The 23,322-nt window shown below is 56.5% G+C and carries 21 protein-coding genes and 3 tRNA genes; 14 read left to right on the top strand and 10 right to left on the bottom strand.

The features are described from left to right. The first annotated feature begins 111 nt into the window (after nt 1-111). The 3 genes from ctaD (at nt 112) to KCQ76_RS02820 (ending at nt 4,081) form a co-directional block, all read left to right on the top strand. Nucleotides 112-1,809: an aa3-type cytochrome oxidase subunit I gene (gene ctaD / locus KCQ76_RS02830; protein WP_046205117.1), complete on the top strand. Its 1,698-nt coding sequence runs from the start codon at nt 112-114 to the stop codon at nt 1,807-1,809. Between the two features lie 189 nt (nt 1,810-1,998). Next, nucleotides 1,999-3,285, top strand: a complete 1,287-nt coding sequence (gene serB, locus KCQ76_RS02825) for a phosphoserine phosphatase SerB (protein ID WP_221914783.1) — start codon at nt 1,999-2,001, stop codon at nt 3,283-3,285. Then, nucleotides 3,278-4,081, top strand: a complete 804-nt coding sequence (locus KCQ76_RS02820) for an aminoacyl-tRNA hydrolase (protein ID WP_046202598.1) — start codon at nt 3,278-3,280, stop codon at nt 4,079-4,081. The genes serB and KCQ76_RS02820 overlap by 8 nt, the downstream gene beginning before the upstream one ends. On the opposite strand, the gene KCQ76_RS02815 is transcribed toward KCQ76_RS02820, so the two are convergent. Both KCQ76_RS02815 and KCQ76_RS02810 read right to left on the bottom strand, forming a co-directional pair. Beyond that, entirely contained in the window at nt 4,071-6,077 is a 2,007-nt protein-coding gene (locus KCQ76_RS02815; protein WP_082089767.1) for an ATP-dependent DNA helicase, read from the bottom strand. The genes KCQ76_RS02820 and KCQ76_RS02815 overlap by 11 nt on opposite strands. Before the next feature lie 18 nt (nt 6,078-6,095). Next, nucleotides 6,096-7,424, bottom strand: coding sequence for a nicotinate phosphoribosyltransferase (locus KCQ76_RS02810; protein WP_046202597.1), 1,329 nt, complete (start codon nt 7,422-7,424; stop codon nt 6,096-6,098). Nucleotides 7,425-7,558: 134 nt separating this feature from the next. Between KCQ76_RS02810 and clpS the strand changes: the two genes are divergently transcribed. The 6 genes from clpS to KCQ76_RS02780 all read left to right on the top strand — a co-directional run bounded on the left by clpS (nt 7,559) and on the right by KCQ76_RS02780 (nt 11,869). Then, entirely contained in the window at nt 7,559-7,858 is a 300-nt protein-coding gene (gene clpS, locus KCQ76_RS02805) for an ATP-dependent Clp protease adapter ClpS (RefSeq protein WP_041629461.1), read from the top strand. 74 nt (nt 7,859-7,932) lie between these two features. Continuing rightward, a complete protein-coding gene (locus KCQ76_RS02800) occupies nt 7,933-8,490 on the top strand; it encodes a DUF2017 domain-containing protein (RefSeq protein ID WP_046205118.1) in 558 nt (185 codons plus the stop codon). Beyond that, nucleotides 8,487-9,353, top strand: a complete 867-nt coding sequence (gene murI, locus KCQ76_RS02795) for a glutamate racemase (RefSeq protein ID WP_046202777.1) — start codon at nt 8,487-8,489, stop codon at nt 9,351-9,353. The genes KCQ76_RS02800 and murI overlap by 4 nt, the downstream gene beginning before the upstream one ends. Before the next feature lie 108 nt (nt 9,354-9,461). After that, complete coding sequence (locus KCQ76_RS02790; protein WP_046202595.1) at nt 9,462-10,232, top strand: MBL fold metallo-hydrolase; 771 nt, start codon at nt 9,462-9,464, stop codon at nt 10,230-10,232. A gap of 35 nt (nt 10,233-10,267) precedes the next feature. Beyond that, nucleotides 10,268-11,032, top strand: coding sequence for a ribonuclease PH (rph, locus tag KCQ76_RS02785; RefSeq protein WP_046202594.1), 765 nt, complete (start codon nt 10,268-10,270; stop codon nt 11,030-11,032). Nucleotides 11,033-11,065: 33 nt separating this feature from the next. Beyond that, nucleotides 11,066-11,869, top strand: coding sequence for a non-canonical purine NTP pyrophosphatase (locus KCQ76_RS02780; protein ID WP_231725264.1), 804 nt, complete (start codon nt 11,066-11,068; stop codon nt 11,867-11,869). Between the two features lie 12 nt (nt 11,870-11,881). On the opposite strand, the gene KCQ76_RS02775 is transcribed toward KCQ76_RS02780, so the two are convergent. Then, nucleotides 11,882-12,346, bottom strand: coding sequence for a DUF3817 domain-containing protein (locus KCQ76_RS02775; RefSeq protein ID WP_306421798.1), 465 nt, complete (start codon nt 12,344-12,346; stop codon nt 11,882-11,884). Nucleotides 12,347-12,370: 24 nt separating this feature from the next. Then, nucleotides 12,371-12,868: a hypothetical protein gene (locus KCQ76_RS02770; RefSeq protein ID WP_052722191.1), complete on the bottom strand. Its 498-nt coding sequence runs from the start codon at nt 12,866-12,868 to the stop codon at nt 12,371-12,373. A 193-nt stretch (nt 12,869-13,061) separates the two neighbouring features. Between KCQ76_RS02770 and KCQ76_RS02765 the strand changes: the two genes are divergently transcribed. After that, nucleotides 13,062-13,143: transfer RNA gene (locus KCQ76_RS02765), tRNA-Leu, on the top strand. 90 nt (nt 13,144-13,233) lie between these two features. Here the strand turns inward: KCQ76_RS02765 and KCQ76_RS02760 are convergent. Next, nucleotides 13,234-14,397 carry a DUF4272 domain-containing protein gene (locus KCQ76_RS02760; RefSeq protein WP_046202593.1) on the bottom strand — a complete coding sequence of 388 codons (1,164 nt, stop codon included), beginning with the start codon at nt 14,395-14,397 and terminating at the stop codon, nt 13,234-13,236. A 126-nt stretch (nt 14,398-14,523) separates the two neighbouring features. Here KCQ76_RS02760 and KCQ76_RS02755 point away from each other — a divergent pair, with 126 nt between their 5' ends. Then, on the top strand, nt 14,524-15,402 hold the full coding sequence (locus tag KCQ76_RS02755; RefSeq protein WP_052722192.1) for a glutamine amidotransferase: 879 nt from the start codon (nt 14,524-14,526) through the stop codon (nt 15,400-15,402). A 62-nt stretch (nt 15,403-15,464) separates the two neighbouring features. Here KCQ76_RS02755 and bcp read toward each other — a convergent pair whose 3' ends face one another. Then, nucleotides 15,465-15,992, bottom strand: coding sequence for a thioredoxin-dependent thiol peroxidase (gene bcp / locus KCQ76_RS02750; protein ID WP_046202592.1), 528 nt, complete (start codon nt 15,990-15,992; stop codon nt 15,465-15,467). 285 nt (nt 15,993-16,277) lie between these two features. Between bcp and KCQ76_RS02745 the strand changes: the two genes are divergently transcribed. Continuing rightward, nucleotides 16,278-16,562, top strand: coding sequence for a DUF3618 domain-containing protein (locus tag KCQ76_RS02745; RefSeq protein ID WP_046202591.1), 285 nt, complete (start codon nt 16,278-16,280; stop codon nt 16,560-16,562). Between the two features lie 147 nt (nt 16,563-16,709). Here KCQ76_RS02745 and KCQ76_RS02740 read toward each other — a convergent pair. Both KCQ76_RS02740 and orn read right to left on the bottom strand, forming a co-directional pair. Beyond that, a tRNA-His gene (locus KCQ76_RS02740) sits at nt 16,710-16,785 on the bottom strand. Nucleotides 16,786-16,877: 92 nt separating this feature from the next. After that, nucleotides 16,878-17,546 (bottom strand): oligoribonuclease, encoded by a 669-nt coding sequence (orn, locus tag KCQ76_RS02735; protein WP_046202590.1) that lies wholly within the window; start codon nt 17,544-17,546, stop codon nt 16,878-16,880. Nucleotides 17,547-17,693: 147 nt separating this feature from the next. On the opposite strand from orn, the gene KCQ76_RS02730 reads away from it, so the two are divergent. Further along, nucleotides 17,694-18,611 carry an HAD-IIB family hydrolase gene (locus KCQ76_RS02730; RefSeq protein ID WP_046202589.1) on the top strand — a complete coding sequence of 306 codons (918 nt, stop codon included), beginning with the start codon at nt 17,694-17,696 and terminating at the stop codon, nt 18,609-18,611. 138 nt (nt 18,612-18,749) lie between these two features. Here the strand turns inward: KCQ76_RS02730 and KCQ76_RS02725 are convergent, their stop codons facing one another. Further along, nucleotides 18,750-19,952, bottom strand: a complete 1,203-nt coding sequence (locus KCQ76_RS02725; RefSeq protein WP_046202588.1) for a L,D-transpeptidase — start codon at nt 19,950-19,952, stop codon at nt 18,750-18,752. A 497-nt stretch (nt 19,953-20,449) separates the two neighbouring features. On the opposite strand from KCQ76_RS02725, the gene KCQ76_RS02720 reads away from it, so the two are divergent. Next, nucleotides 20,450-20,522: transfer RNA gene (locus tag KCQ76_RS02720), tRNA-Lys, on the top strand. A gap of 183 nt (nt 20,523-20,705) precedes the next feature. Here KCQ76_RS02720 and deoC read toward each other — a convergent pair. Continuing rightward, a complete protein-coding gene (gene deoC, locus KCQ76_RS02715; RefSeq protein ID WP_082090316.1) occupies nt 20,706-23,258 on the bottom strand; it encodes a deoxyribose-phosphate aldolase in 2,553 nt (850 codons plus the stop codon). Nucleotides 23,259-23,322: the final 64 nt, after the last annotated feature.

Raw genomic sequence — 23,322 nt, 5'->3', positions numbered from 1 at the left:
GTGTTCTGAGTGGTTAGGGTGGGGCGTGGTCGATGCACGCCGGCAACGACAATGACGAGGAATCTGCTTCACGTGAAGGCACGAAGCAGCTTCCGAATTCAGGAGGAAAGTATGACTGCTGTAGCGCCTAAGGTTGACCAACCGGTCGCCCCTGCTAGGCCAAAGCCGTCAGGAACCACCCCGAAGGGGGGATTTGCCTGGCGCATGCTGACCACGACGGACCATAAGCAGCTCGGGATGATGTACATCATCACGTCGTTCTGTTTCTTCTTCCTCGGTGGTCTCATGGCCCTATTGATCCGTGCTGAGCTCTTCAGCCCGGGTCTTCAGTTCTTGTCCAATGAACAGTTCAACCAGCTGTTTACCATGCACGGCACCGTCATGTTGCTGCTATACGGCACGCCTGTGGTGTGGGGCTTCGCGAACTACATCATGCCGTTGCAGATCGGCGCACCCGATGTGGCATTCCCAAGGTTGAATGCTCTGGGCTTCTGGCTCACACTCGGTGGCGGCATTCTGATGCTGTCGGGCTTCTTTACCCCTGGTGGAGCCGCTGACTTCGGCTGGACCATTTACTCGCCGCTGTCCGACGCTCTTCACTCGCCGGGCATCGGTTCCGACATGTGGATCGTCGGCGTCGGTGCTGGTGGTGTCGGAACCATCGCGTCGGCTATTAACATGATCACGACGATCGTGTGCCTCCGTGCCCCGGGCATGACAATGTTCCGTCTGCCGATCTTCACCTGGAACGTCCTGGTTACCTCGATTATCGTTCTGTTGATCTTCCCAATGCTGACCGCGGCTGCCCTCGGTGTGCTGTACGACCGCAAACTCGGTGGCCACATTTACGACCCTGCTAATGGTGGTGCAATTCTGTGGCAGCACCTGTTCTGGTTCTTCGGTCACCCTGAGGTTTACGTCTTGGCCCTCCCGTTCTTCGGTATTGTGTCCGAGATTGTCCCGGTCTTCTCCCGCAAGCCGATGTTCGGTTACGCCGGGCTGGTTTTCGCAACCCTGTCGATCGCCGCTTTGTCGGTTGCTGTGTGGGCTCACCACATGTTCGTCACCGGCGCTATCCTGCTTCCGTTCTTCTCATTCATGACGTACCTGATCTCGGTGCCCACCGGTGTGAAGTTCTTCAACTGGGTAGGAACGATGTGGCGTGGACATATCACCTTTGAGACCCCGATGCTCTGGACAATGGGCTTCTTGGTGACGTTCCTCTTCGGTGGCTTGACCGGCATCATGCTGGCTTCACCGCCGCTGGACTTCCACGTGTCGGATACCTACTTCGTGGTCGCTCACTTCCACTACACCCTGTTCGGTACCATCGTGTTCGCTTCGTGTGCAGGCGTCTACTACTGGTTCCCGAAGATGACGGGGCGGATGTTGGACGAGCGCCTCGGTAAGATCCACTTCTGGCTAACAGTCATCGGATTCAATGGAACATTCTTGGTCCAGCACTGGCTCGGTGACGAAGGTATGCCACGTCGTTACGCTGACTACCTTCCGACCGATGGATTCACAGGTTTGAACCAGTTCTCCACGATCTTCTCCTTCATCCTCGGCATCGGTTTCCTGCCGTTCATCTGGAACGTGTTCAAGTCGTTCCGCTACGGCGAAATCGTGACCGTCGATGATCCGTGGGGTTACGGAAACTCTCTCGAATGGGCTACGTCCTGCCCGCCCCCGGCCCACAACTTCACCTCGCTGCCTCGCATTCGTTCCGAGCGCCCAGCCTTCGAGCTTCACCATCCGCAGATGGTTGAAAAGATGCGAGCTGAAGCCCACATCGGTCGGCAGATTTAATGAGAGTGGTTGCGTATTTGCTCGCTAAACGTGAGAAACAAAGGATTCAGACCTCCTGAATAAATGAGACGGCCCCCATCCACATGGGTGGGGGCCGTTTCTGCTATCCCACGCCACCCACGCACGTTTACAAGACCTGTTTAAACCGCCGACCTCGTCACCCACTCCTAGGAGCAACTGAAGTAAACCATGGCCCCCAAGCTCTCCATTAATCTCATTGACGGTTTTCGCCCCGCCGTCATCATCGCCTCCGGCCCCGACCGACCGGGGGTCAGTGCGGCACTGTTCCGCGTCCTCGCGGCACATGGCAGTCAACTCCTCGACATCGAACAGTCCATCTTCCGTGGGCACTTGTCCCTGGCCGCACTCGTCGGATGCTCGTCCCACAAAATTGGTCGTCTTCGTGACGATCTCGTCGAAACGCTAGCCACCTACGACTGCACCGTTGAGATTGAATTTGACGACCAGGCGGTCCCGTCGCGTCCATATTCCAGCCATGCCGTCGTCGTTCTTGGTAATCCAGTTACTGCGGATCACATTTCGCAGATCGGCCAAGTCCTCGCTGATTACGGGACAAATATTGATACCTACCGGGGCATTTCTGATTATCCAGTCACCGGTGTTGAGCTCAAAGTGTCGGTCCGGGATCCCCGCCCGGGTGGCGGTATTGCGCTCCGCAAAGCTCTCGCTGAGCTCAGCACGCGGATCGGGGTCGACATCGCTATTGAGCGCGCGGGCTTGGCTCGGCGGTCGAAGCGCCTCATCTGCTTCGATTGCGATTCGACGTTGATCCGGGGCGAAGTCATCGAGATGCTCGCTGCCCACGCCGGCCGAGAAAAAGAAGTAGCAGAAGTGACGGCACGAGCGATGCGGGGAGAAATCGACTTCGAAGAATCGTTACGGGAGCGCGTCGCTACTCTGCGCGGTTTGGACAGCTCGGTTATCGACGAGGTAGCGAAAAATATCGTCCTCACCCCAGGGGCACGAACGACGATCCGAACCCTCAAGCGAATGGGGTACCGCACCGCGGTCGTCTCAGGAGGGTTTATCCAGGTTATCCAACCAATGATTGATGACCTCGATATCGATTTCGTCCGTGCCAACACACTGGAAATTGTGGACGGCAAGCTGACCGGAAAAGTCGTCGGCGACATTGTGGGCCGGGAAGCGAAAGCACGATACCTTAAGGAATTCGCCGCAACCTCGAAACTGGCGATGTATCAGACCGTTGCCGTGGGGGACGGCGCGAATGATATCGACATGTTGTCCGCGGCGGGGCTCGGTATCGCCTTTAACGCTAAGAAAGCGTTGCAAGAGGTAGCGGACGCGTCCGTGAACTTCCCATTCCTTGATGAGGTGTTGAGCATTTTGGGAATCGACCGCGACGACATTGATGCCGCTTCCGATGCCAAAGAAACCGCCGACGAAGGAACTGGCGATGAAGACGCGACGTCCCAGGAGGCAACTCATGACTGATGACGATGGACGCACGGAATCCGCACCCGGCGTCAGAGACGCACACTCGCTCTTAGCGTCGGTTCTCGGTGATGGCGTCAACCAGCCCGATGGGGAAGATCCCAGTGATCCCAACACTGTTCAAGCGATGCCGATTGTCCTGAACATGCCGAAATCGTCGCCACCCCCTCGGCAGGAACTGTTGGAAGCCGCGGCGTTAGCGTCGGCACTCGTGTGCCTCGACTCTCGTGCTGGGAGTGACGGGGCATGGCGAGAATCGCTATCTCGGTGGTACGGAGCACGAATCCGGAAAATTGCGCGACGTGCTCGGACGTCGGGGCAGTGGTCGAAAGTACAGAGCATTCCGGGCGTGACGGTCACGATTGGAGAGTCGTCTGCGCGTGCTTTTCTTCCCGGTCCGGTCCGCGATGTTGATCCGAGAATCGGAAAACTGCAGATTTCCGGTACTGATCTCCCGCGCGGGGACGACGACCAGACTGAGCGGATAGGCGGTAGCGATACTCTGCATCCAACAATCGCGCTGAATGAGGACTTGGAGATGTCGGTCGGAAAAGCTGCAGCTCAAGTGGGACACGCAGCGATGTTATGGGCTGCTCATGCGTCATTTCCGACTGTTGAACGGTGGCTCCATGAACCGCGGTTCACCATCGTCGAGGTGCCGAGTAGCGAGCTGGAGGCCGCTGCCCGTCGCTATGGGGCTGGCCACTATGTCGAGGTTGTTGATGCTGGTTTCACCGAAGTAGCCCCAGGTAGCAGAACCGCGGTCGCGTTTGATCCTGACGTGGCTATTTCTTGACAAGCCGCTTGAGCGCATCTCGCGTTTGTTCTAGCGAGGTCGTGCGCCACAAGTCCGGCATGGACGCTGCGATAAACGAACCATAGCGTTTCGTCGCGAGCCTCGGGTCCAGAACAGCGACGACACCACGATCATTCACAGATCGTAAAAGCCGCCCGGAGCCCTGCGCCATCAGAAGCGCCGCGTGCGCTGCTGAGACCTCCATGAAACCATTGCGCCCCGCCGCGTTGGCCGCGTCGGAACGAGCTTTTAAAAGGGGATCGTCGGGACGGGGAAACGGAAGCCGGTCGATAATAACCAAAGATAACGATGGCCCGGGGACATCGACGCCCTGCCATAACGACAACGTCCCGAACAACACCGAGTTCTCATTGTTAGAAAATGACGTGACGAGGGCACCTATCGAGTCCTCGCCTTGACAATAGATGTCGAAAGGTAGGACTTCCCGCATCGCGTGTGCGGCAGAGTCCGCAGCCCGTCGGGACGAAAACAAGCCCAATGTCCTCCCCCCAGCAGCGGTAATAAGGGTGCGCATTTCCTCAACAGCCTGCTGCGACATACCGTCCCGGCCGGGAGGCGGTAAATGGTCGGCCACGTACAGGATTCCCGAGCGCCGCGCATCAAAAGGCGTCCCCACGTCGAGCGTGGTGTAGGTGTTTTTCCGCAAACCCCACTGCGCCGCCATGGCATCGAACTTCCCACCCAGGGCCAGCGTGGCCGAGGTTAAGATCACGGTATTGGCGTCGAAAAGATTCTTGCTCAGCAGTGGTGCGACCGAGAGTGGCGCGACCATCACTCTGCCGTTCTCACCGTTTTCTTTCCACACCACATCGTCCGGTTCCAGTGACGTACTCCGACCTTGTTGCTCGAGCTGATTGCCATACGAAAGAATCCGCGTGCAGGTGTGCTGCAGCTCATCCAGAGCCGACAGCACCGCCTGCCGTTCCGCGGCCTTCTCCGGATCATTCGACAAAGAATCGGCAGACACACTATGCACCGCCGTAAACGCCGTGTTGAGATGTTTACGCAAATCCTCCACATTGCCGGCCGCATCATCCGGAAATGGCTTCCACCGCCCGTCATCAACAACAACGTCGACGTACGACTGCCAATCGTCAATGCTATTCATCAGCGACGATGACGCCTCGTCATCAAACTTGGCGACACGACGTGCCGTCGCCCTCATCCCCGGTGCTGCCAGCTCCTGCGTTGCCACCGACGTGATACGCCCGTCCAGTTCGTGCGCCTCGTCGACAATAACGATGTCATGTTCGGGCAGGATATGCCCGTCGGACAAAGCATCGATGGCGAGCAGGGCATGGTTCGTGACGATGACATGTGCGTCACGCGTTTTAGCGCGCGCACGCTCCGCGAAACAATCCTCGCCATGTGGGCATCGCGACGCACCAATGCACTCACTTGCTGTCACACTGACTTGCTTCCACGCCAGATCTGAAACACTGCTCTCCAAGCTGTCGCGGTCGCCGTCGTCGGTGTCAGATGCCCATTCGTGCAATTCCTTGACCTGCCGTCCGACGCGCGAAATCTGACCGGGATCTATCAGTGGACTTTCGCTGTCGGCCTCGACGCCGAGCTTATTCAGGCACAGGTAATTGGACCGTCCCTTGAGGATCGCGAAGTTGATCTTGCCCAACGTGGGCTTCAATGCCTCTGCAATGCGGGGAAGGTCTCGGGAAATCAGCTGACGCTGCAGCGCAATCGTCGCTGTCGACACGACGATCGTGGTATCCGTTTCGACGGCATGCGCGATCGCCGGAATAAGGTAAGCCATCGACTTGCCCGTTCCGGTACCAGCCTGTACCGCCAGATGCTTCTCCATCCTGATCGCTTTTTGGATGGAGGAGGTCATCCGCGATTGGCCATCGCGCCGGGCACCTCCCATCGCGGTAACGACGGTGTCGAGTAGGCGCTCAGCGTCGTACTTTCCATTATCATTGCTCGGCTGAGCATCGGTTTGACGAGTCTTCGAACCCATATGCTTCCGGTGAGCCGCCTAGAACCCGACGAACCGGGTGGAAATAGCAGGTTCATCGGCGGACAGGGCAAGGCCTTCCCATGGCAGCGTGATGAGCGCTTGAGAGAGGTACTCGCGGCACGCCTCGAGGGAGGGAAGGTTGCCTGTCATTTCGCCGTCACGCATCAGGGCCACAGTCAACGGGCGCGCATGCAGGCCGTTGTACAGTTTCGGCGCGTCGTCGTCGAAATGCGTAATAACTTCCTCAACTGCAGTACCAGATTCTCGGACGGCACGGTAGGCACGCTTGGTGCCGCCGTGCGAGATCTTGTGGCTTGAGCGTTTCGCCACGGGCAGCCCGTCGACCTCAACGAGCTTGTACACCATTTCGGCGGTGGGGTGCCCAGAACCGGTCACCACAGACGTGCCGACGCCGTACGCGTCGACGGGCTCGGAACGCAGCGCAGCAATTGCGAATTCGTCGAGGTCGGAGGACACGACAATCTTCGTGTTCGTCGCTCCTAAGGAATCCAGCTGATCGCGAACCTGACGGGCTAAAACGCCTAGTTCGCCAGAGTCAATCCTGATGCCGCCTAGGTCAGTGCCGGCGACATCGATGGCGGTGCGCACTCCGGCGGCGATGTCGTAGGTGTCGACAAGAAGCGTCGTTCCGATGCCGAGGGTGTCGATCTGCGTGCGGAACGCCTCGTCCTCATGGGCGCCCTCGCTGGTGGTGTGTGCCAAAGTCCATGCGTGCGCTGCCGTTCCCGCTGAGGGGATGTTGTAGCGGTACGCGGCCTCCAAGTTGCTGGTGGAGGAGAAGCCTGCGAGGTAGGCGGCGCGGGTGGCGGTGACCGCGGCATATTCGTGGGTGCGTCGGGATCCCATCTCCATGATGGGCCGTCCCTCCGCGGCGGTGACCATTCGCGCTGCTGCCGTTGCGACGGCCGAATCGGCGTTCATGATGGACAGAATGACTGTTTCCAGCACCACGCACTCAGCGAATGTCCCGCGGACCGTCAAAATGGGGGAGTACGGGAAGTAGAGTTCGCCTTCGGAGTATCCGTCGATATGGCCTGAGAAACGGTAATTGCGCAGGTATTCAATTGTTTCGTCGCTAAGGAAGTCGAGGTATTCGAGTTGTTCGTCGGTAAAGACGAAATCGCGGACAGTGCGTAAAACTCGGTCGGTACCTGCAACAACTCCGTACCGACGTTGCCCGGGGAGCCGTCGGGCGAAAACTTCGAAACTCACTTGTCGATCCGCTGTGCCATCTTTAATGGCAGCGTCAAGCATCGTGAGTTCGTATTTGTCGGTGAGCAGTGCGCTGGAGCGTCGAGTGGTGTCCTGGGAGTGGGAAGCGTTCATGGCGATCATGATAGTGGCTGCCGGGGACAAACGTATATGAATGGACAACCCGCCCACCCGGTCGCCGTGTGAGGCGTCGGCACGGTTCGCTGGGTTCCTGTGAGTCGGCATGGTTTCTGGCTAAAGTGGACACCATGAGTCCTGCCGCAGCTCCCTTAGCTACCCCCGAAACAGACACACAGACGATGACAGAACCTGATCTTCCATGGCTGTGCATCGTGTGGGATGACCCCGTCAATCTGATGAGTTACGTCACCTATGTGTTTGAAACTGTGCTGGGCTATGGGCGTGCTCGAGCGACGGAGCTGATGATGAAAGTGCATACGGAGGGCAAGGCGGTCGTGTCGTCGGGGGAGCGCGATAAGGTAGAAGTCGATGTCAAGAAGCTGCAGACTGCGGGTTTATGGGCTACCATGCAGCGTTCTGAGGGCTAAAGCTAGGGCGGTAAGCTGCTTGTAGTTGTACTCGCTTCGTATGACGTACCGACGAATCACGTGAGGGATAAGCTGTGGAGCCGTGGAAACCCCGTAAAGGGTTGCTGAAGAAGAGGACAATAAACACGACCTTTGAGCCCATGGAGCGGGAACTTCTGGGCGACGCGGCGGCAGACCTGTGCAATGCATTAATTGAACGCCAGCGGAGCGCCCCCAAGGATGTGCTCGAGGAGATGACGGGGATCAGTTCGGGCCACTCCGAAAAACCGGAGGATCCGGGCTTGGCGCGGCTGCTTCCCGACTTTGAAACGTCGGAGGCCGAAGAGTTTGAGGGCGACAATGGGATGCTCCGTCAGCTTCACGAACCGGATATTATTTCCCAGAAGCTCACTAATCTTCGTTATATTGTCGACGCTTTAGGCCCCGATGGTTCGGTGAATGTGTCGTTGACCTATGACGACGTCCCACGCTGGTTAGCCGGGCTGAACGACATCCGCACCTATAAGGCCGCAGCCTTTATCGACGACGAGGGGCATTTGCCCGAAGCTGGCCCCGACGCAGGGTTTGATCGGAATTTCGTCGAATGGCTGGCGGTGTGCCAGGAGTCCTTACTTGAAGCGTGGCGCTCATGAAAAATAGCCCCATCGGAGTTTTTGATTCCGGGGTAGGCGGGTTAACGGTTGCCCGGACCATTGTGGACCAAGCCCCAACCGAGTCGATCATGTATGTCGGCGACACCGCGCACGCTCCGTACGGCCCCAAGCCCCGCGAAGATGTTATCCGGTATTCGACGGCGATTGCCGACGACCTCGTCGCCCGTGGCGCCAAAATGATCGTGATCGCGTGTAATACGGCTGCGTCGGTGTTTTTGGATAAAGCGCGGGAGCTTTACGACGTCCCCGTTGTGGGGGTGATCGAGCCGGCTTCGCGACGCGCGGTCGCAGCAACGCGGAATGGCCGCGTCGGGGTGATTGGAACGACGGGAACGATCGCGTCGGGAGCGTATCAGCGGTGCATAGCGAATCTCGATCCGAACATCGAGATCTATGCCGTTGATTGCCCGCAATTCGTGCCCTTCGTCGAGCGTGGCATCACGACAGGCCGGCAGATTATGGGCTTAGCGGAGGCGTATTTGGAGCCCTTGCAGGATGTCGGCGTCGACACTGTGGTGCTGGGGTGTACTCATTATCCGCTGCTTACCGGGGTGATTCAGCTGGTGATGGGGGATAACGTGACCCTGGTGAGCAGCTCCGAGGAGGAGGGTAAGGAGGTTCCGCGGGTCCTTTATCAGGAGGATTTGTTTAACGACGCGAACCCTGAGGCGGAGTCGTTGGATGTGGTTGATGCCAACGTCGTGAATGACTATGCCGGCCCTGAACCTGCCCGGACATTTGAGTCGACCGGTGACCCCCATCGTTTCGCTAGGCTGGCCAGGCGTTTCTTGGGCCCGTCGATTACCCAAGTAAGCCACGTCGAGGGCCTGACGGATATGTAGAACCGTGATCTTCATCTCACCCGGTTGACGGAGTGATCATCGAGACAAAAGCGCTCAAAATTGCAGCTTTAATCGCCATGATGTGCGCTGGTCTGGCACTATAAACACATGCGGTTGACGATTATCGGTTCTTCAGGAAGCCTCGCTGGTCCGCAGTCTCCGGCATCGAGTTATTTGTTGACGCCGGACGATGGGTCGGATCCCGTCATCATGGATCTGGGGCCCGGGGCGATGGGGGTTCTCCCGCAGGTCACCGACCCTGGTCGAGCGCATATCGTCTTTTCCCACTTGCACGCTGACCACTGCCTGGATTTTCCGTCGCTGCTGGTGTGGCGTCGGTTTCATCCCCAATTAGCAGCGAAGTCCAAACATACCTTCGTCGGCCCGGATTTTTCTGCTGAGCATTTGGGGCTAGCCAGTGCCGACGCACCAGGCGACGTGGACGATTTCTCCGATAGCTTCGTCATCCATAGTTGGCGCGAGGGTGTTGTTCAGTCGGTGGGGGCATTTGATTTTACGCCGGTGCGCGTCATCCATCCGACGGAGACGTACGCTTTGCGGGCCGTTGAGCGGGAGACTGGTCACACCTTGGTGTTCTCTGCGGACACCGCCTACTGCGACCAGCTGGTCGACTTGGCCAAGGGCGCGCACACGCTCTTGTGTGAGGCGTCGTGGGGAGTGTCGTCGGAGAATGCTGCACCTGACATGCATATGAGTGGCCCGGAGGCGGCGAAGACGGCAACGCGGGCTGGTGTGAAGCGGTTGATTTTAACCCACATCCCGCCGTGGATTGATGCGCTGGCCACTGTTGGTGCTGCTCAGGATCATTTTTCGGGCGAGATCGATGTGGCGACCCCGAAGAAGACGTACGAGTTTTAGCGGTCGTGTCCGGGGGGACCGGTAGGGTGGGGAGCATGAGTGATTTTGTACGCGCTGATGGCCGTGTCCTTGATGAAATGCGCCCTGTCCGTATTGTTCGTGGTTTTACGACGAATCCCGCCGGGTCTGTCTTAGTGGAATTCGGAAACACACGTGTGATGTGTACAGCCTCGGTGGAGGACCGTGTGCCTCGCTTTAAAAAGGACAGCGGTGAAGGCTGGTTGACGGCCGAGTATTCGATGCTTCCCTCGGCGACGGCGGAGCGGATGCCGCGCGAGTCAATGCGGGGAAAGGTCAAGGGGCGGACGCATGAGATTTCCCGTCTGGTGGGGCGTTCGCTTCGAGCTGCGATCGATTTGAAAGCGCTGGGGGAGAACACGATTGCCTTGGACTGCGATGTCCTTCAGGCTGATGGTGGTACCCGGACTGCCTCTATTACCGGCGCATATGTTGCTCTCGCCGATGCGTTGACGTACTTGGAAGCAGAGGGGCTGGTGTCTAAGAATGCCTTGCTTCCTCCTGTTGCCGCGGTGTCCGTCGGTCTTATCGACGGGCATGTGTGCCTGGACCTGCCGTATGAGGAGGATTCTCGCGCGGAGGTCGATATGAACGTCGTGATGACGGAATCGGGCGAGTTCGTGGAGATCCAGGGCACGGGTGAACACAGCACATTTTCTCGTGAGCATTTGATGCAGTTTATGGATGCGGCAGAAAAAGGATGCTCGGAGCTGATTCGTGCTCAGAAGGAAGCTCTGTCGAAGCCGTATCCGAAGCCTTTGCCGAACCGGAAGAACGCTTAACGAAGAACGCGTAACAGAGGACGAGGAGGAAATGTGCAGATCCTTGTTGCCAGTCGGAACGCTAAAAAACTGAGGGAGCTCCAAAGGGTCCTGGATACGCGGCATGTTGCTGGGATCGAATTGCTCAGCTTGAAGGATGTCGTTGAGTATCCTGAGGCACCAGAGACCGGCCGGACGTTCGGTGATAATGCTCTGTTGAAGGCTAGGGAAGCTGCCAAGCACACTAATTTGGTGTCGATTGCGGACGATTCCGGCTTGAGTATCGACGAGCTCAATGGCATGCCCGGGGTGCTCTCAGCTCGGTGGTCAGGTAAGCATGGCGATGATGATGCCAATACGAACTTGGTTTTGGGGCAGATGAATGATGTTCCCGATGAACGACGTGGGGCTGCGTTCGTTTCGGTGTGCGCCTTAGTTATTCCGGAGAGCCTGATGCCTCGGGCGAAGGCGGCAGGCCTGACGGTTCCTTCGCTACAAAAGTTCAGTGAGGGCGTTTCTCTTTCGGCTCCCGCTGAACCTGGAGAGTTTGTGGTTCGTGGCCAGTGGCGGGGACGTATTATTCGCGAGCCTCGGGGCACGAATGGCTTCGGCTATGACCCGATTTTCGTTCCCGAGGAGGAAGACACCCGCGCCCAGATTCAACATTCCCCGAGGGATGCGGGTGATGAGGATGGCGAAGGTGTTAATCAGTCGGATCACTCGGGGAAGAGCCGACGGCCTCGCGTTGCGCCGCGGACCTCTGCCGAGCTATCTGCTGAAGAGAAGGATGCTCAATCGCATCGAGGACGAGCTCTGGCTCAGTTGGTGCCGATTTTGCGATCGATAGGGGATATGTAGGCGCTGGCGGCGCTATGAGAGATTAAATGTCTTCTGGACCTCGTGCCGACGACGTGCTTCTACCACGAAAGAGAGGAACGGGACGGTTCCTGCTAAGCATGTGGTGAGCCATTTGACTGGCTTCCACCGTGCTTTGGTTCCGAGGTCTAGCGTCATGATGAGGTAGACCATGAAGAAGAAACCGTGGGCCATGCCAATATACATGAACCAGTCGGGGGGATTATCAAGAATCAGGTGGTCGAAAACTATCTCCACGCAGAGGAGGAGCAGCCACACGCCTGTGACGTAGGCGGCCACCGAGTAGCGCTTTAGTGCGGAAGCGACCCGTGCTTGCCGAGCGGGATTGATCCGCGGCGTGTCGCGTCGTCGCTGATTGGCTGCGCTATTTCCGTCAGATGATTGTGCATCGGCTTGGCGTGAATCGTTATTGGACGCACCAGTCGACTGCGCGTCATTCACAGGGGTGTTGTTAGTCATAGTGGAATTCCTGCGTACCTACGTTTAATGAGTTTTTCTGGGGTGCTCCGGGGTTTGCTCAGGCTGGGGGCGGGATCGCTGAGGCAAGAAATCCTCAGGTATCTCCCGCATAGGAGCATCGTCCTCGCGGGAGGTTGCGTTTGCCGCCCCTTTTCGCGATGACCCTTTACGGCGAGAACGCGAGGGCTCACGCCTCGCGCCGGGTTCAGTATTACCTTCCGCGAGTTCACGTTCGTACTGGAGATACTTACGATACGCGATAATGAAAAAGGCCCCAATTGCCGGCCATTGTAAAACATAGCCAAGATTTTGAGCGGTACCCGAGTCCGACGTGTACCGGTCCCATTGCCAGTGGGCGAGGAATAAGGTTGCGGCCACTGCTGCGATGAGAAAAATGATCTGAACAATGCGAACCCGGACGGACGGCATCGTGTGCTGAGGCTGCACCTCTTGCTGTCCTCCGTCTGCACTGGTCAGGGTATCATCCCCGTGCACGCGGTCGGCTTTGTCCTCTGTACTCACGTGCCACAGTCTACCCGTTGCTGTGCCAGGGTGTGAGTGGTGTTTGTGCTGGAGGTTTCCATTGGCTGGTGCTGTCAGCTAGTATTACGTCGCGCATGTTCGGGTCAATTAGTCGGCCCGTATCTCCGAATTCTCAAACAGCTGGTGCGCCGTGAGGTGCTGTGGCTGATTGGTTCGGGTGTTCATGTGTTTTGCGCTTGTGGCGGAATTGGCAGACGCGCTGGATTTAGGTTCCAGTGTCTTTTGACGTGGGGGTTCAAGTCCCCCCAAGCGCACAGAACCCCTCCCTGTTCGTGCAGGTGAGGGGTAATTTTTAACGTTTCAGAACGGACTGTATCAGGTCGTGAATCTCACGACCGCAGCTGCTACACCGATACGTCGGTGGTGTCCCACTCCAAGGTGTGTCCGTCGAGCAGCCAGTTAAGAGCCCATAGACGCTCAATGCCGCTGTTAGGGTCAAAGTTCGTGCCCCTGACCATTCCGCGCCGCGCAGCTGCCATGAGGCTCCGGTACGTCTGCTGTGCGTCGAGCAGTTCGTCGATATCGCGGACGGTGGGGGTCTCATCCATATTCAAAGCGGTGGGGAACGCTGCTGCACCGTCGGTTGGTTCCCCGGTGAAAGCCGAGGGCAGTTCATATCGACCGAGCGCCCAGGTCAGGGCCCCAACGGCCTCGCTTCGCCAGGACAGCTTTTCTGCTAGCCCCGGATCTGCGGTCTCGAAGAGCTTCTTTTCTTCTTTGGTCCGTGCTGCAAACCCTTCGGGGGACGTTTCCTCCATGAGCGCGGGGTCAATCGGATCGCCGCGGAGAACAGAATCCGCGTAATCCGCGACCATGCACAGGGCAATAGAGCGCAGTTGAATATCTTCCGCTGGCTTAATCGCGAGTTCTTCCGGCGCGCGCACAGGGGTGAATGTATCGGGAATATCGACGCCGATATTGGTGCGAATCTGGTTTTGGATTGTTGTGAACCGCTCTTGAGCAGAATCAATGATGGGCGGATGGCCTAGAGTCGTGACACTGGGCGTAGGAAGCAACGGCTGCCCGGTGGGATCAATAAACATTCCGTCTTCCATAAGAAGCACAGCATTGTTTTGTGCCGACCACTGCAAAAGCTGACGATACGTAGAAGGATCAGATGCATTGGCTTCGAAACTGTAATGCCATTGCGTCGACCGTAAGTGTTCCAGAAGATCTAAAGCTTCTTGAGGGAATTGCCCACTTCCCGCACTGACGTTAAAACGAGAAAAAATGTATTCATAAAGCTCGTGAATGTGAGCGCTAAAAGTGTTGAGCGCTTCATAATCGAGAGTGCTCGGCTGCTTTTGATTTTCTGTGGCTTCGCTCGAATTCGGCCCCTCTGATGTCGCCGAGAGGGATTCGACGTTATCCGAGCTTTCTAAGCCAGCCGGATAATCAGATGAAGAATTAGTGGGATTAATATGGGGCAAACCCTGGCTTTGTACAGGGCTAGATGCCACCCGTGGCTCACTGTATTCCGTGAGAGTGGAGTAGGCATTAATTTCCATTATCATAATCTCCGATTCGCGTTCTTCATCTATTAAGTGGATCCGTCTCGTGTGAATATGTCACGCTAAGCATTCCAGCCACGCTAAGCACTCCAGAGTAGAGCGTTTCGCAGTTAGAATAAGCCCATGAATACGGCCTCCGCCCAGAACTCTCATTCACAGCCCGGCAAATGTACCAGCGCCGATCCTCAGAAAGATCCGTTACAGGGTCATAAAATACATAAAGGTTCGGAACAATTACAGTCAGGTCACGATAACCCTAGTCAGGGTGCATCACCACGTGAGGTTCTCGTTCTGCGACATTTAGCGTTTGAGGACCTGGGAACTTGGGAAGAAAACCTCTCTCAACTGGGCTTTCGCGTTACCTACGTTGACATGGGTGTCGATCCTATCGATGAAAACCGGGTCATGAATGCAGCTTTGCTGATCGTCCTTGGCGGCCCCATCGGTGTTCACGATAAAGAGCTGTACCCATTTCTTGCCGACGAAGAAAGCGCGATCAAGCGACGGATGTCGCAGAAGGCACCGATCATCGGAATCTGCCTGGGCGCTCAACTAATGGCGCTAGCTGCGGGAGGCGAGGTTAAGCCGGCCGGGAGCGGATTAGGCGGTTCACCCGGGGCAATGGAGATCGGGTTTTCGCCTCTCAACGTCACCGAGGATGGTGCTCAGTCGCCTCTGAAAGCGCTTGCGGGCGTTGACGTCCTTCATTGGCACGGTGATTGTTTTTCGACGCCCCCGGGCACGGTGAACCTCGCTAACACGCCTGGGTATCCCAATCAAGCCTTCGCGATTGGCGCCTGGGCGCTGGGCCTCCAATTCCACCCGGAATTCGACTCGTCTGTCGTTGAAAAGTGGTTAATAGGTCATACGAGTGACCTGCGCGCCCAAGGGGTTGACATTGTGTCTCTACGGAGCGACGCGGCTAACAAAGGACAAGCCGTGAGGAGTGCGTCGACAGTAATGGTGACGGAATGGCTCCGCCGCGCCGGGCTCGTGGAGTAGCCGGGTTCGCGAAAATAAAAGCACTTGTGGGGTAAGACACTTGGGTCGGAGACCGCCATGAACTATTTATCGCTCAGGCCAAGATCCTTCAGAATGCGCACAACATGGCCCGTAGCTCGGACGTTGTACTTGGCCAACTCGATGGTCTGATCCTCACCAACGACGAAGGTGGAGCGAATGACACCGTGGATAAGCTTGCCGTAATTCTTCTTCGCTCCAAACGCGCCCCATGCTTTCATAACTTCTTTGTCAGGATCCGATAGCAAGGGGAAAGGAAGCTCGTACTTCTCCTTGAATCTCGTGAGCTTCTCGGGGGAATCGGGGGAAATGCCGACGACGTCAATTCCCGCGTCGGCAAGCACAGACAGATTGTCGCGGAAATCGCATGCTTCCTTAGTGCATCCGGGTGTGTTCGCGCGGGGGTAGAAGTAGACCAGGACTTTCTTGCCCGAATAATCCGAGAGCGACACCTGCGTTTGCGCGTCTGAGGTCAACGAAAACTGCGGGGCAGGATCGCCTTTTTCTAGCCGACGTGGGGTCGACGATTTCTGCTCGGCCGATGGCTGTGTATGTGACTCTGAACCACTCATAGCTTTTGAGGGTACCCGGAAGTGAATGCTCGGGGCCGATCCATCTCATCGGGGAGTGCGTGCATCGCGACCAGATGTAGCATGGGACTTTCCCGGGGGGACTTCGTCTTGGTTCTGACGGTCGAACAAGCAGTTTTCTGTTTTGCGAAATTTCGGTGTCGGCGCACCCTGGTTAGTCGTGCATTGTGGTTGTCCATTACCGTAGAGTAAGAGCAGAAAAGTGCTATTTCGTGGGCCATGTAATGCCCGTGGGACTAGCATCCGTGACCGGATTAAGGAGACCCTGTGGCTCGCAGCATTGATGCAATCCAGAGTGATCTTGAACGTACTCGTAGCCAATTAGCCAGCACCCTCGATGAGCTTGCAGATCGGGCTAACCCGAATACGATTGCCGACGACGCCAAAGAAAAGGCAACATCGCTGATTCAGGACCCGAAGGTTCAAAAAGTCCTCATCGGTATCGGCGTTGCCGTGGCTGGCATGGTTCTGCTAACAATGCGGAGCAAGAGGAAGCAATCCAAGGAGATTAAGGAAATCCAGAAGCTCCTGGCAGCTCATAGGAATAATTAGTCTTTAGCAGGTTTACAGTAACCGCACTTCATCATGGAGTGCGGTTTTGTTGTGCCGTTTTATTGTGTGGGGCTGCGAGGTTCTTACCGCAGAGCGGCCTCGGAATGACGGAAGTCCCTCCAGCACTGAAGTGCTGGAGGGACTAGTTGGGGTGACTGACGGGGCTCGAACCCGCGACACCCAGGATCACAACCTGGTGCTCTACCAGCTGAACTACAGTCACCATTGCTGCGACGCTGTTCTCACAAGAACGCTGCGCAGCGCTGTAAATACTAGAACAGATGGTGGGCAGTTCCCAAATCACGTCGTGAACTGCTAAATCGGGTAGCGTCGAGAGGCCTCATCTGCCGCTGATTTGATTCGCTCGTCGGCATCCTGATCATCTGTGATGAAGACGGCTCGGCGGTAATAGTCCAGTTCTCTGATTGACTCTTTGATGTCGGCTAATGCTCTGTGGGCCAGTCCCTTCTTGGGCTGGTTCTGATACACCTTGGGGTACCAACGGTGGGCGAGTTCTTTAATGGAGCTGACGTCAATCATGCGGTAGTGCAAGAATTCGTCCAGCCTCGGCATGTAAGCTGCAATGAATTTCCGGTCACTAGCGATGGAATTACCTGCTAGCGGTGCCGTCCGTGGCGCGTTGACCCACTTCTTGACGTAATCGAGAACCGCATTCTCTGCCTCACCCACGGACACAGGGGACTGACGGATCTCATCAGTGAGGCCGTTCTTGGTGTGCATCTGGGTAACAAAATCGTCCATCTTCGCCAGCTCGTCATCAGTGGCGTGAATGACAATATCCAGGCCCTCGTCAAGGATAGTGAGGTTTGCGTCGGTAACGATGGCGGCGATTTCGACGAGAACGTGTGTGCTGGGATCGAGGCCCGTCATCTCGCAGTCGATCCACACAATGCGGTCCAGCTTCGAGTCCTCAGGTTTGCGTGCTGCCGCGTCGGTGGTATTTGATTCGTTGGATTCTGTCATTATTGCTGCTCTCCTATGTGTACTGCTCGTCGTTAGTTGGTGTGTGGTTTCCATCCGCTGTCAGTGTAGTTCGCCCCGATGGCAAAGTCCGCCCAATGGTGAGGGCACGGTGACACTGCAATATAGCTTTTCCGTAAGCTGTGGATTATGCAGCATCGCGGAATTATGTGGAGGGATATAGATCCCCGTGAGCTCGATATTCGCCTCGTTGTGTGCGATATGGATGGCACCCTGTTGGATGGCGGTTCGCAACTTCCCGAGGGCTTTTGGGAGGTTTATCGGCTGTTAACCGAGCACAATGTCACGTTTGTGCCAGCTAGCGGTCGTCAATTAGCGACGTTGACCAAGATGTTTCAGCCGACCGACGGCGGTGCGGAAGGCCCGGAAGATGCTCAGGGTGCCCACTCAGAGGATTCTCTGCCTCAGACGAACGACTTTATCGCCGAGAACGGGAATCTCGTTATCCACTCGGGTGAGAGAGTGTGGCAGAGCGTTATTCCCGAATCAATCGCCCAAGAAGTGATTAGCGCCGTCCGTCGGGGAGCCGATGAGGGGCGCAACCTGGGGTTGGTTATGTGCGCTGCAGACGGTGCGTATGTCGATAGGGACGACGACGCTTTCTTGGCCGAAGCGCGTAAGTACTACGCCTCGTTAGACATCGTCCCCGATGTTGCCGATGTTGAGGATGATTTCCTCAAGTTCGCTATTTATGATTTCGACGATGCCGAGTCCGCGGCAGAGAGCGTCTTTGGGGCGCTCGATGACCGTTACCGACCGGTGGTGTCCGGGCAGCATTGGATCGACGTTATGGATAGCAGCGTGAATAAGGGGGTGGCGCTGCGTCGGTTACAAGAGTCTTTGGGGGTGACTCGCGAGCAGACGGCAGTGTTTGGTGATTATCTCAATGACCGCGAAATGATCGCCGAGGGGCAGTACTCGTTCGCGATGGAGAACGCGCATCCCACGATCATGGAGGAAGCGAACTATTGCGCTCCGGCAAATACGGAGGCGGGGGTTGTTCAGGTCCTTCGTCATCTTTTCGACGACACCTCTGAGGCGCACTAGTTCACCCGTGGGCGGGTGATGCGCGGAGATGCCTGCAGACTGTGCGAGGAACAGTCTGCACGGCGTACGAATGCAATGATGGCCGGCAGCTAGGGGGCGTAGCTGTCGGCCATCTTTAGGGTGAAGGGTAATAGGTAATTACTGGACTACTGTCCCGTTCTTACCGCTTTCCACGATCTTGTCGTAAGGAATGTTCCAGTCGCCGAGTCCGTCGGTACCAGAAAGTTGTCCGCCTTGTGTGTTCTTTACCTCGACGATGTCACCAATGGTGGTGTTCTCGAGGAACCACTTCGCGTTCTCGGGGCTAACGTTCAAGCAACCGTGGGAAACGTTCGTATTTCCCTGTTGCGCGATCGACCACGGTGCCGAGTGGACGTAGATGCCGGAGAACGACATCTGGGTCGCGTAGTTCACCGTGCTGCGGTATCCGCCAGCCGCAGTGGTCGGCAGACCGAACGTCGAGGAGTCCATGATCATGGAGGGGTTGTGGTCTCCCAGGAAGTACACGCCATTCGGAGTGGGGTAGGAGGCCGAACCCATGGAGATGGGCATCGTCTTCACAACTTCGCCGTTCTTCTTGACAACCATTTCTTTGGTGTTGTCGTCGGCAGTGGCAATAATCTGATCGCCGATGGTGAAGCTGGAGCTGACATCGTCGTTGACATAGGAGCCTTCGCCGAGATCTTTACCGTAGAGCTTGGTTTTCACGGTGACTTTTGTGCCTGGCTGCCAGTAATCCTTCGGGCGCCAACGCAGGAGGCGTTCGTTCACCCAATAGAAGGACCCGTCGACGTGGGGTTCTGTAGTGACTTCAACGTTGTCTTCGATCTTCTTCTTGTTGGTGACGTAGTCACCGAAGTCGATACTCAAGGGCTGTCCAACGCCGACCTTCATGCCATCACCAGGGGTGACGGTTGGAGACATTGGATAGGTTGGAGACACCGTCGTGAACGTCGAATTAAGCTTCTTGTCTTTGGCCGTGGCGGTCAAGGTATAGGTCTTGCCGTAGCCAAGGTCCTCGTCAGTTTTCCACGACTTTCCGTCGTTTTCTGATTGACCTTTAACTTCTGTCCCATCCGAAGAGGTGAGTGAGACGTCGGATAGCTTGCTACCAGCCTTAACGGTGACGGGATCAATGACCGAAACATCGGTATCGCCGTCGGAGACGCTGGCAACAGGCTTGGCGTCCTCTTTCATCTCAGAGGTTTTCGCTCTGTTGGACGTACTTCCGCTTTCAACCTTTTGGAGTGTGCAGCCCGATACTCCGATCACTCCGGTGACCACCAAAGCGGAAATGATCATGCGTGCGTGCTTGCTACGCATGAACCTACGTTGTGGCATTTTCCACCCTTACACATTCGTCATTCGCTGCGTGTGTGCAGCCGTTCATACACGATATATCAGCGAGGGGTTCTCGCGTTACACCTTCTGGATCACTCGCCTTCAGTGATGTGTCCATAAAGTTGATTCTTATCGTACTAGAGAACTTTAAGCGGCGTCGTGAAGAATCGGGGTGTTTGCGCGGTAACAACTTGGGAACAATCCTTGAACGACTCCATAACGCTTTGTGTGGAATTCAATGTGGTTGCTCAAACACTCTGTGTGGGGCTCATGATTGATCGGTCTGTTGAGTTTCCCGCGAGCGAGATGGGCTACATAGCCGGTATGATTTTTGTTGCCGACGATTGTTCGGTGTCGTTTTATATCGTAATGAGCTGGACATTTGTTGGTTTTGGGAGAGGTTGCTATAGTTCTTCCTCGTTGCAACACCGCGGATTTACCCGGTTCTTGTAATGCAACAATGCGACGTTTATCACCAAGGTGATCGTTGTTTTTCTGCGCCATTAGCTCAACTGGCAGAGCAGCTGACTCTTAATCAGCGGGTTCGGGGTTCGAGTCCCTGATGGCGCACGAAAACCCCAGCTAGAACAGCGTTTAAGCCTCTAGCTGGGGATTCTTTATACCCAAAAGTCTCCATAAAATATGGGGGTTATACGACATGCACCGGATTGCACCGATTGATTAAACAATCGGTGCGAAACCTGTTGTCGGCGGGGACCGGAAACCCATAAAGGCCTTCATTCAGGCGGGTGCTTAGAACCCGGTCGCTACGGTTATTTCTGCCCGGACCTGCTCGAGCTTTGCCTGAGCTTTAGTCTGTAGTGCCGTGATTTTGGTTGCGGTCGCGTCCTCCTCGACGGGTAAGACAACCTCGAGATAGCACTTGAGTTTCGGCTCAGTCCCAGAAGGCCGACAGATGACGCGTGTGTTGTCCTCCGTGAGGAACAGGACACCATTTGTCCCCGGCAAACCGTGGTAACCGTCCGCGAGGTCCGCGGACTCCGTGATGGGTGATCCCGCAAATTCAGCCGGCGGGGTTGTCCTTAGCTTGGACATGCCATCGACGATTCGTTGGCGGTTCTCAACCCGGAACGCGGCCTGAGTCGTGGCGTAGACGCCGTTGTCGCGAGCAATCTCCGTGAGCCGATCGTCTACCGTTTTGCCTTCCCGATGCAGAGAATCGACGAGGTAAGCGACGGTAACGGCTGCCGACACCCCATCTTTGTCCCGGACGATGCGTGGGTAGGTGCAGTAGCCAATGGCTTCTTCGTAACCGAATGCCAAGTCCGGGGTACGCCCGATCCATTTGAAGCCCGTCAAGGTAGGGCCGTAATTGAGGCCATACTTGCTTGCAATAGCTCCCAATAGACGAGACGAGACGATGGAGTTGGCAAAGACTGGATCCGACGTCTCAGCGGTGGCATCGTCTGACGCTGTGTCTGCATCCGAGCCTGAATCCTGGTGAACCGGGCGCAACTTTGTGCGTGCGACGAAGTCACCGAGCAGACCACCAATTTGGTCGCCAGTCAGCTGGCGATACGTCGGTTTCGTCGATGCCTCATCCGTTGCGTTGGCGTCGCTGGTCTGCGTCGGGATGGCGACGGAGCATCGATCAGCGTCGGGGTCCAGGGCGATTACGACGTCAGCGTGACTGCGTTGAGCGGTGCTGAGAGCGAGATCCAGGGCTCCCTTTTCTTCCGGATTGGGGAATGAAACGGTGGGGAAGTCCGGGTCTGGTTCAGCTTGTTCCTTGACGAGGGTGATATTGGTGAACCCCGCTTTGTTGAGCGCCTTTGTGGCGGTTTCGGCCCCAACGCCATGCATTGCGGTGAGCGTGATGGAAATATCACTGTGGAACGAACTGTGGGATTCGTCGGATGTGGAGAAGTCATCGCCCTTGCTGGCGGTTTCCGACGTGCGGAATGGTTCCGTTTCTGTCTCGAGAGCCGCGAGATAGGCTTCACGTACTTCCTCACCAAGGAAGGTAATACCCTCTGACGAACGCGGGATGTCCTTCGCCGGACCCGTTTGTGCGATTGCGTTAGCAATATTGCTGTCGTCCGGCGGAACGATTTGTACGCCGTTGCCCCACTGGTCGGTCATGCGTCCACCTAGATAGACCTTGTATCCATTATCCCGTGGTGGATTGTGAGAAGCGGTCACCATAATGCCGGCATCAGCCTTCAAATGCCGAACTGCGAACGCGAGTAACGGGGTAGGCAAATGGCTCGGTAAACGTAGCGCATGGCCCCCAGCAGCACTAATGACCTCAGCCGCATCGGTAGCGAATTCTGCCGACCCGTGGCGAGCATCATGGCCAATAACGACGACAGGTGCGGATCCGATGGATTCGGTTAAATACGATACGAGACCGGCGGTGGCTTTGATGACGACGGACCGGTTCATCCGTGATTCCCCGGCGCCGATTTCCCCACGTAAACCAGCGGTTCCGAATTGCAGTGGTCCAGAGAAGCGAGCGGTTAATTCGTCGAAGCTCCGAGTTTTGACGAGTTCACGGATCGTCTCAGCGTCTGTGGAATCAACGTCGCTATCTGCCCATTTTTCCGCGTGGGCGAGGATGTCGTTGTGCGTAGCGTCTTCACTTTCAGGAGACGTCGCGAGGCCATCCAGAACAGCTCGTGTTCCAGAAAGCCCTAGGCGGTTTGCTCCCGCAGCAATCATTTCTAGTGCTTTTTCTGCTGTTCGAATTCCGCCAGACGCTTTAACTCCCATGTCAGGCCCGACGGTCTCGCGCATGAGGCGAATGGCGTGAGCACTCGCACCACCACTCGGGTGGAAACCTGTCGATGTCTTGACGAAATCCGCGCCTGCATTTTTCGCAGCGTTACATGCGGCGATAATATCGTCGTCGGAAAGAAGAGCAGTTTCTAGGATGACTTTAAGGACAGTGGGCGAGGGAACGGCATCCCGGACAGCGCGAATGTCCTTTTCGACGGTGGCCCAATCACCTTCGGCTGCTGCTGCCAGGTTGATGACCATGTCGATTTCATCTGCGCCATTGTTAACTGCCAGGCGGGCTTCATCGGCTTTGATCTCACTGGCGTGGGCTCCGGAAGGGAAGCCACATACCGCTGCCACATGGAGTTTGTCGGGAACGGTGACGGGAAGCATCGATGGGGAGACACAGATGGAATACGTCCCGAGTTCAATTGCCTCGTGGATCAGCTCGTCGACGTCGTGATGCGTTGATTCAGGTTTGAGAAGAGTGTGGTCGACGATGGAGGCGACCTCGTCGCGCGAGGGTGTGTTCGTACCAGATGAAAGACTGTCTGGCGTAGTAGGCACAGTTTCTCCTAAAGATTGAACAAAAGGTGTTCAATGCCCCTTATGGGCACTGAACAACGGCTGG

It is taken from the genome of Corynebacterium parakroppenstedtii, assembly GCF_019754935.1.
GTDB lineage: Bacteria > Actinomycetota > Actinomycetes > Mycobacteriales > Mycobacteriaceae > Corynebacterium > Corynebacterium parakroppenstedtii.
This window is presented reverse-complemented; position numbering and strand designations above follow the sequence as displayed.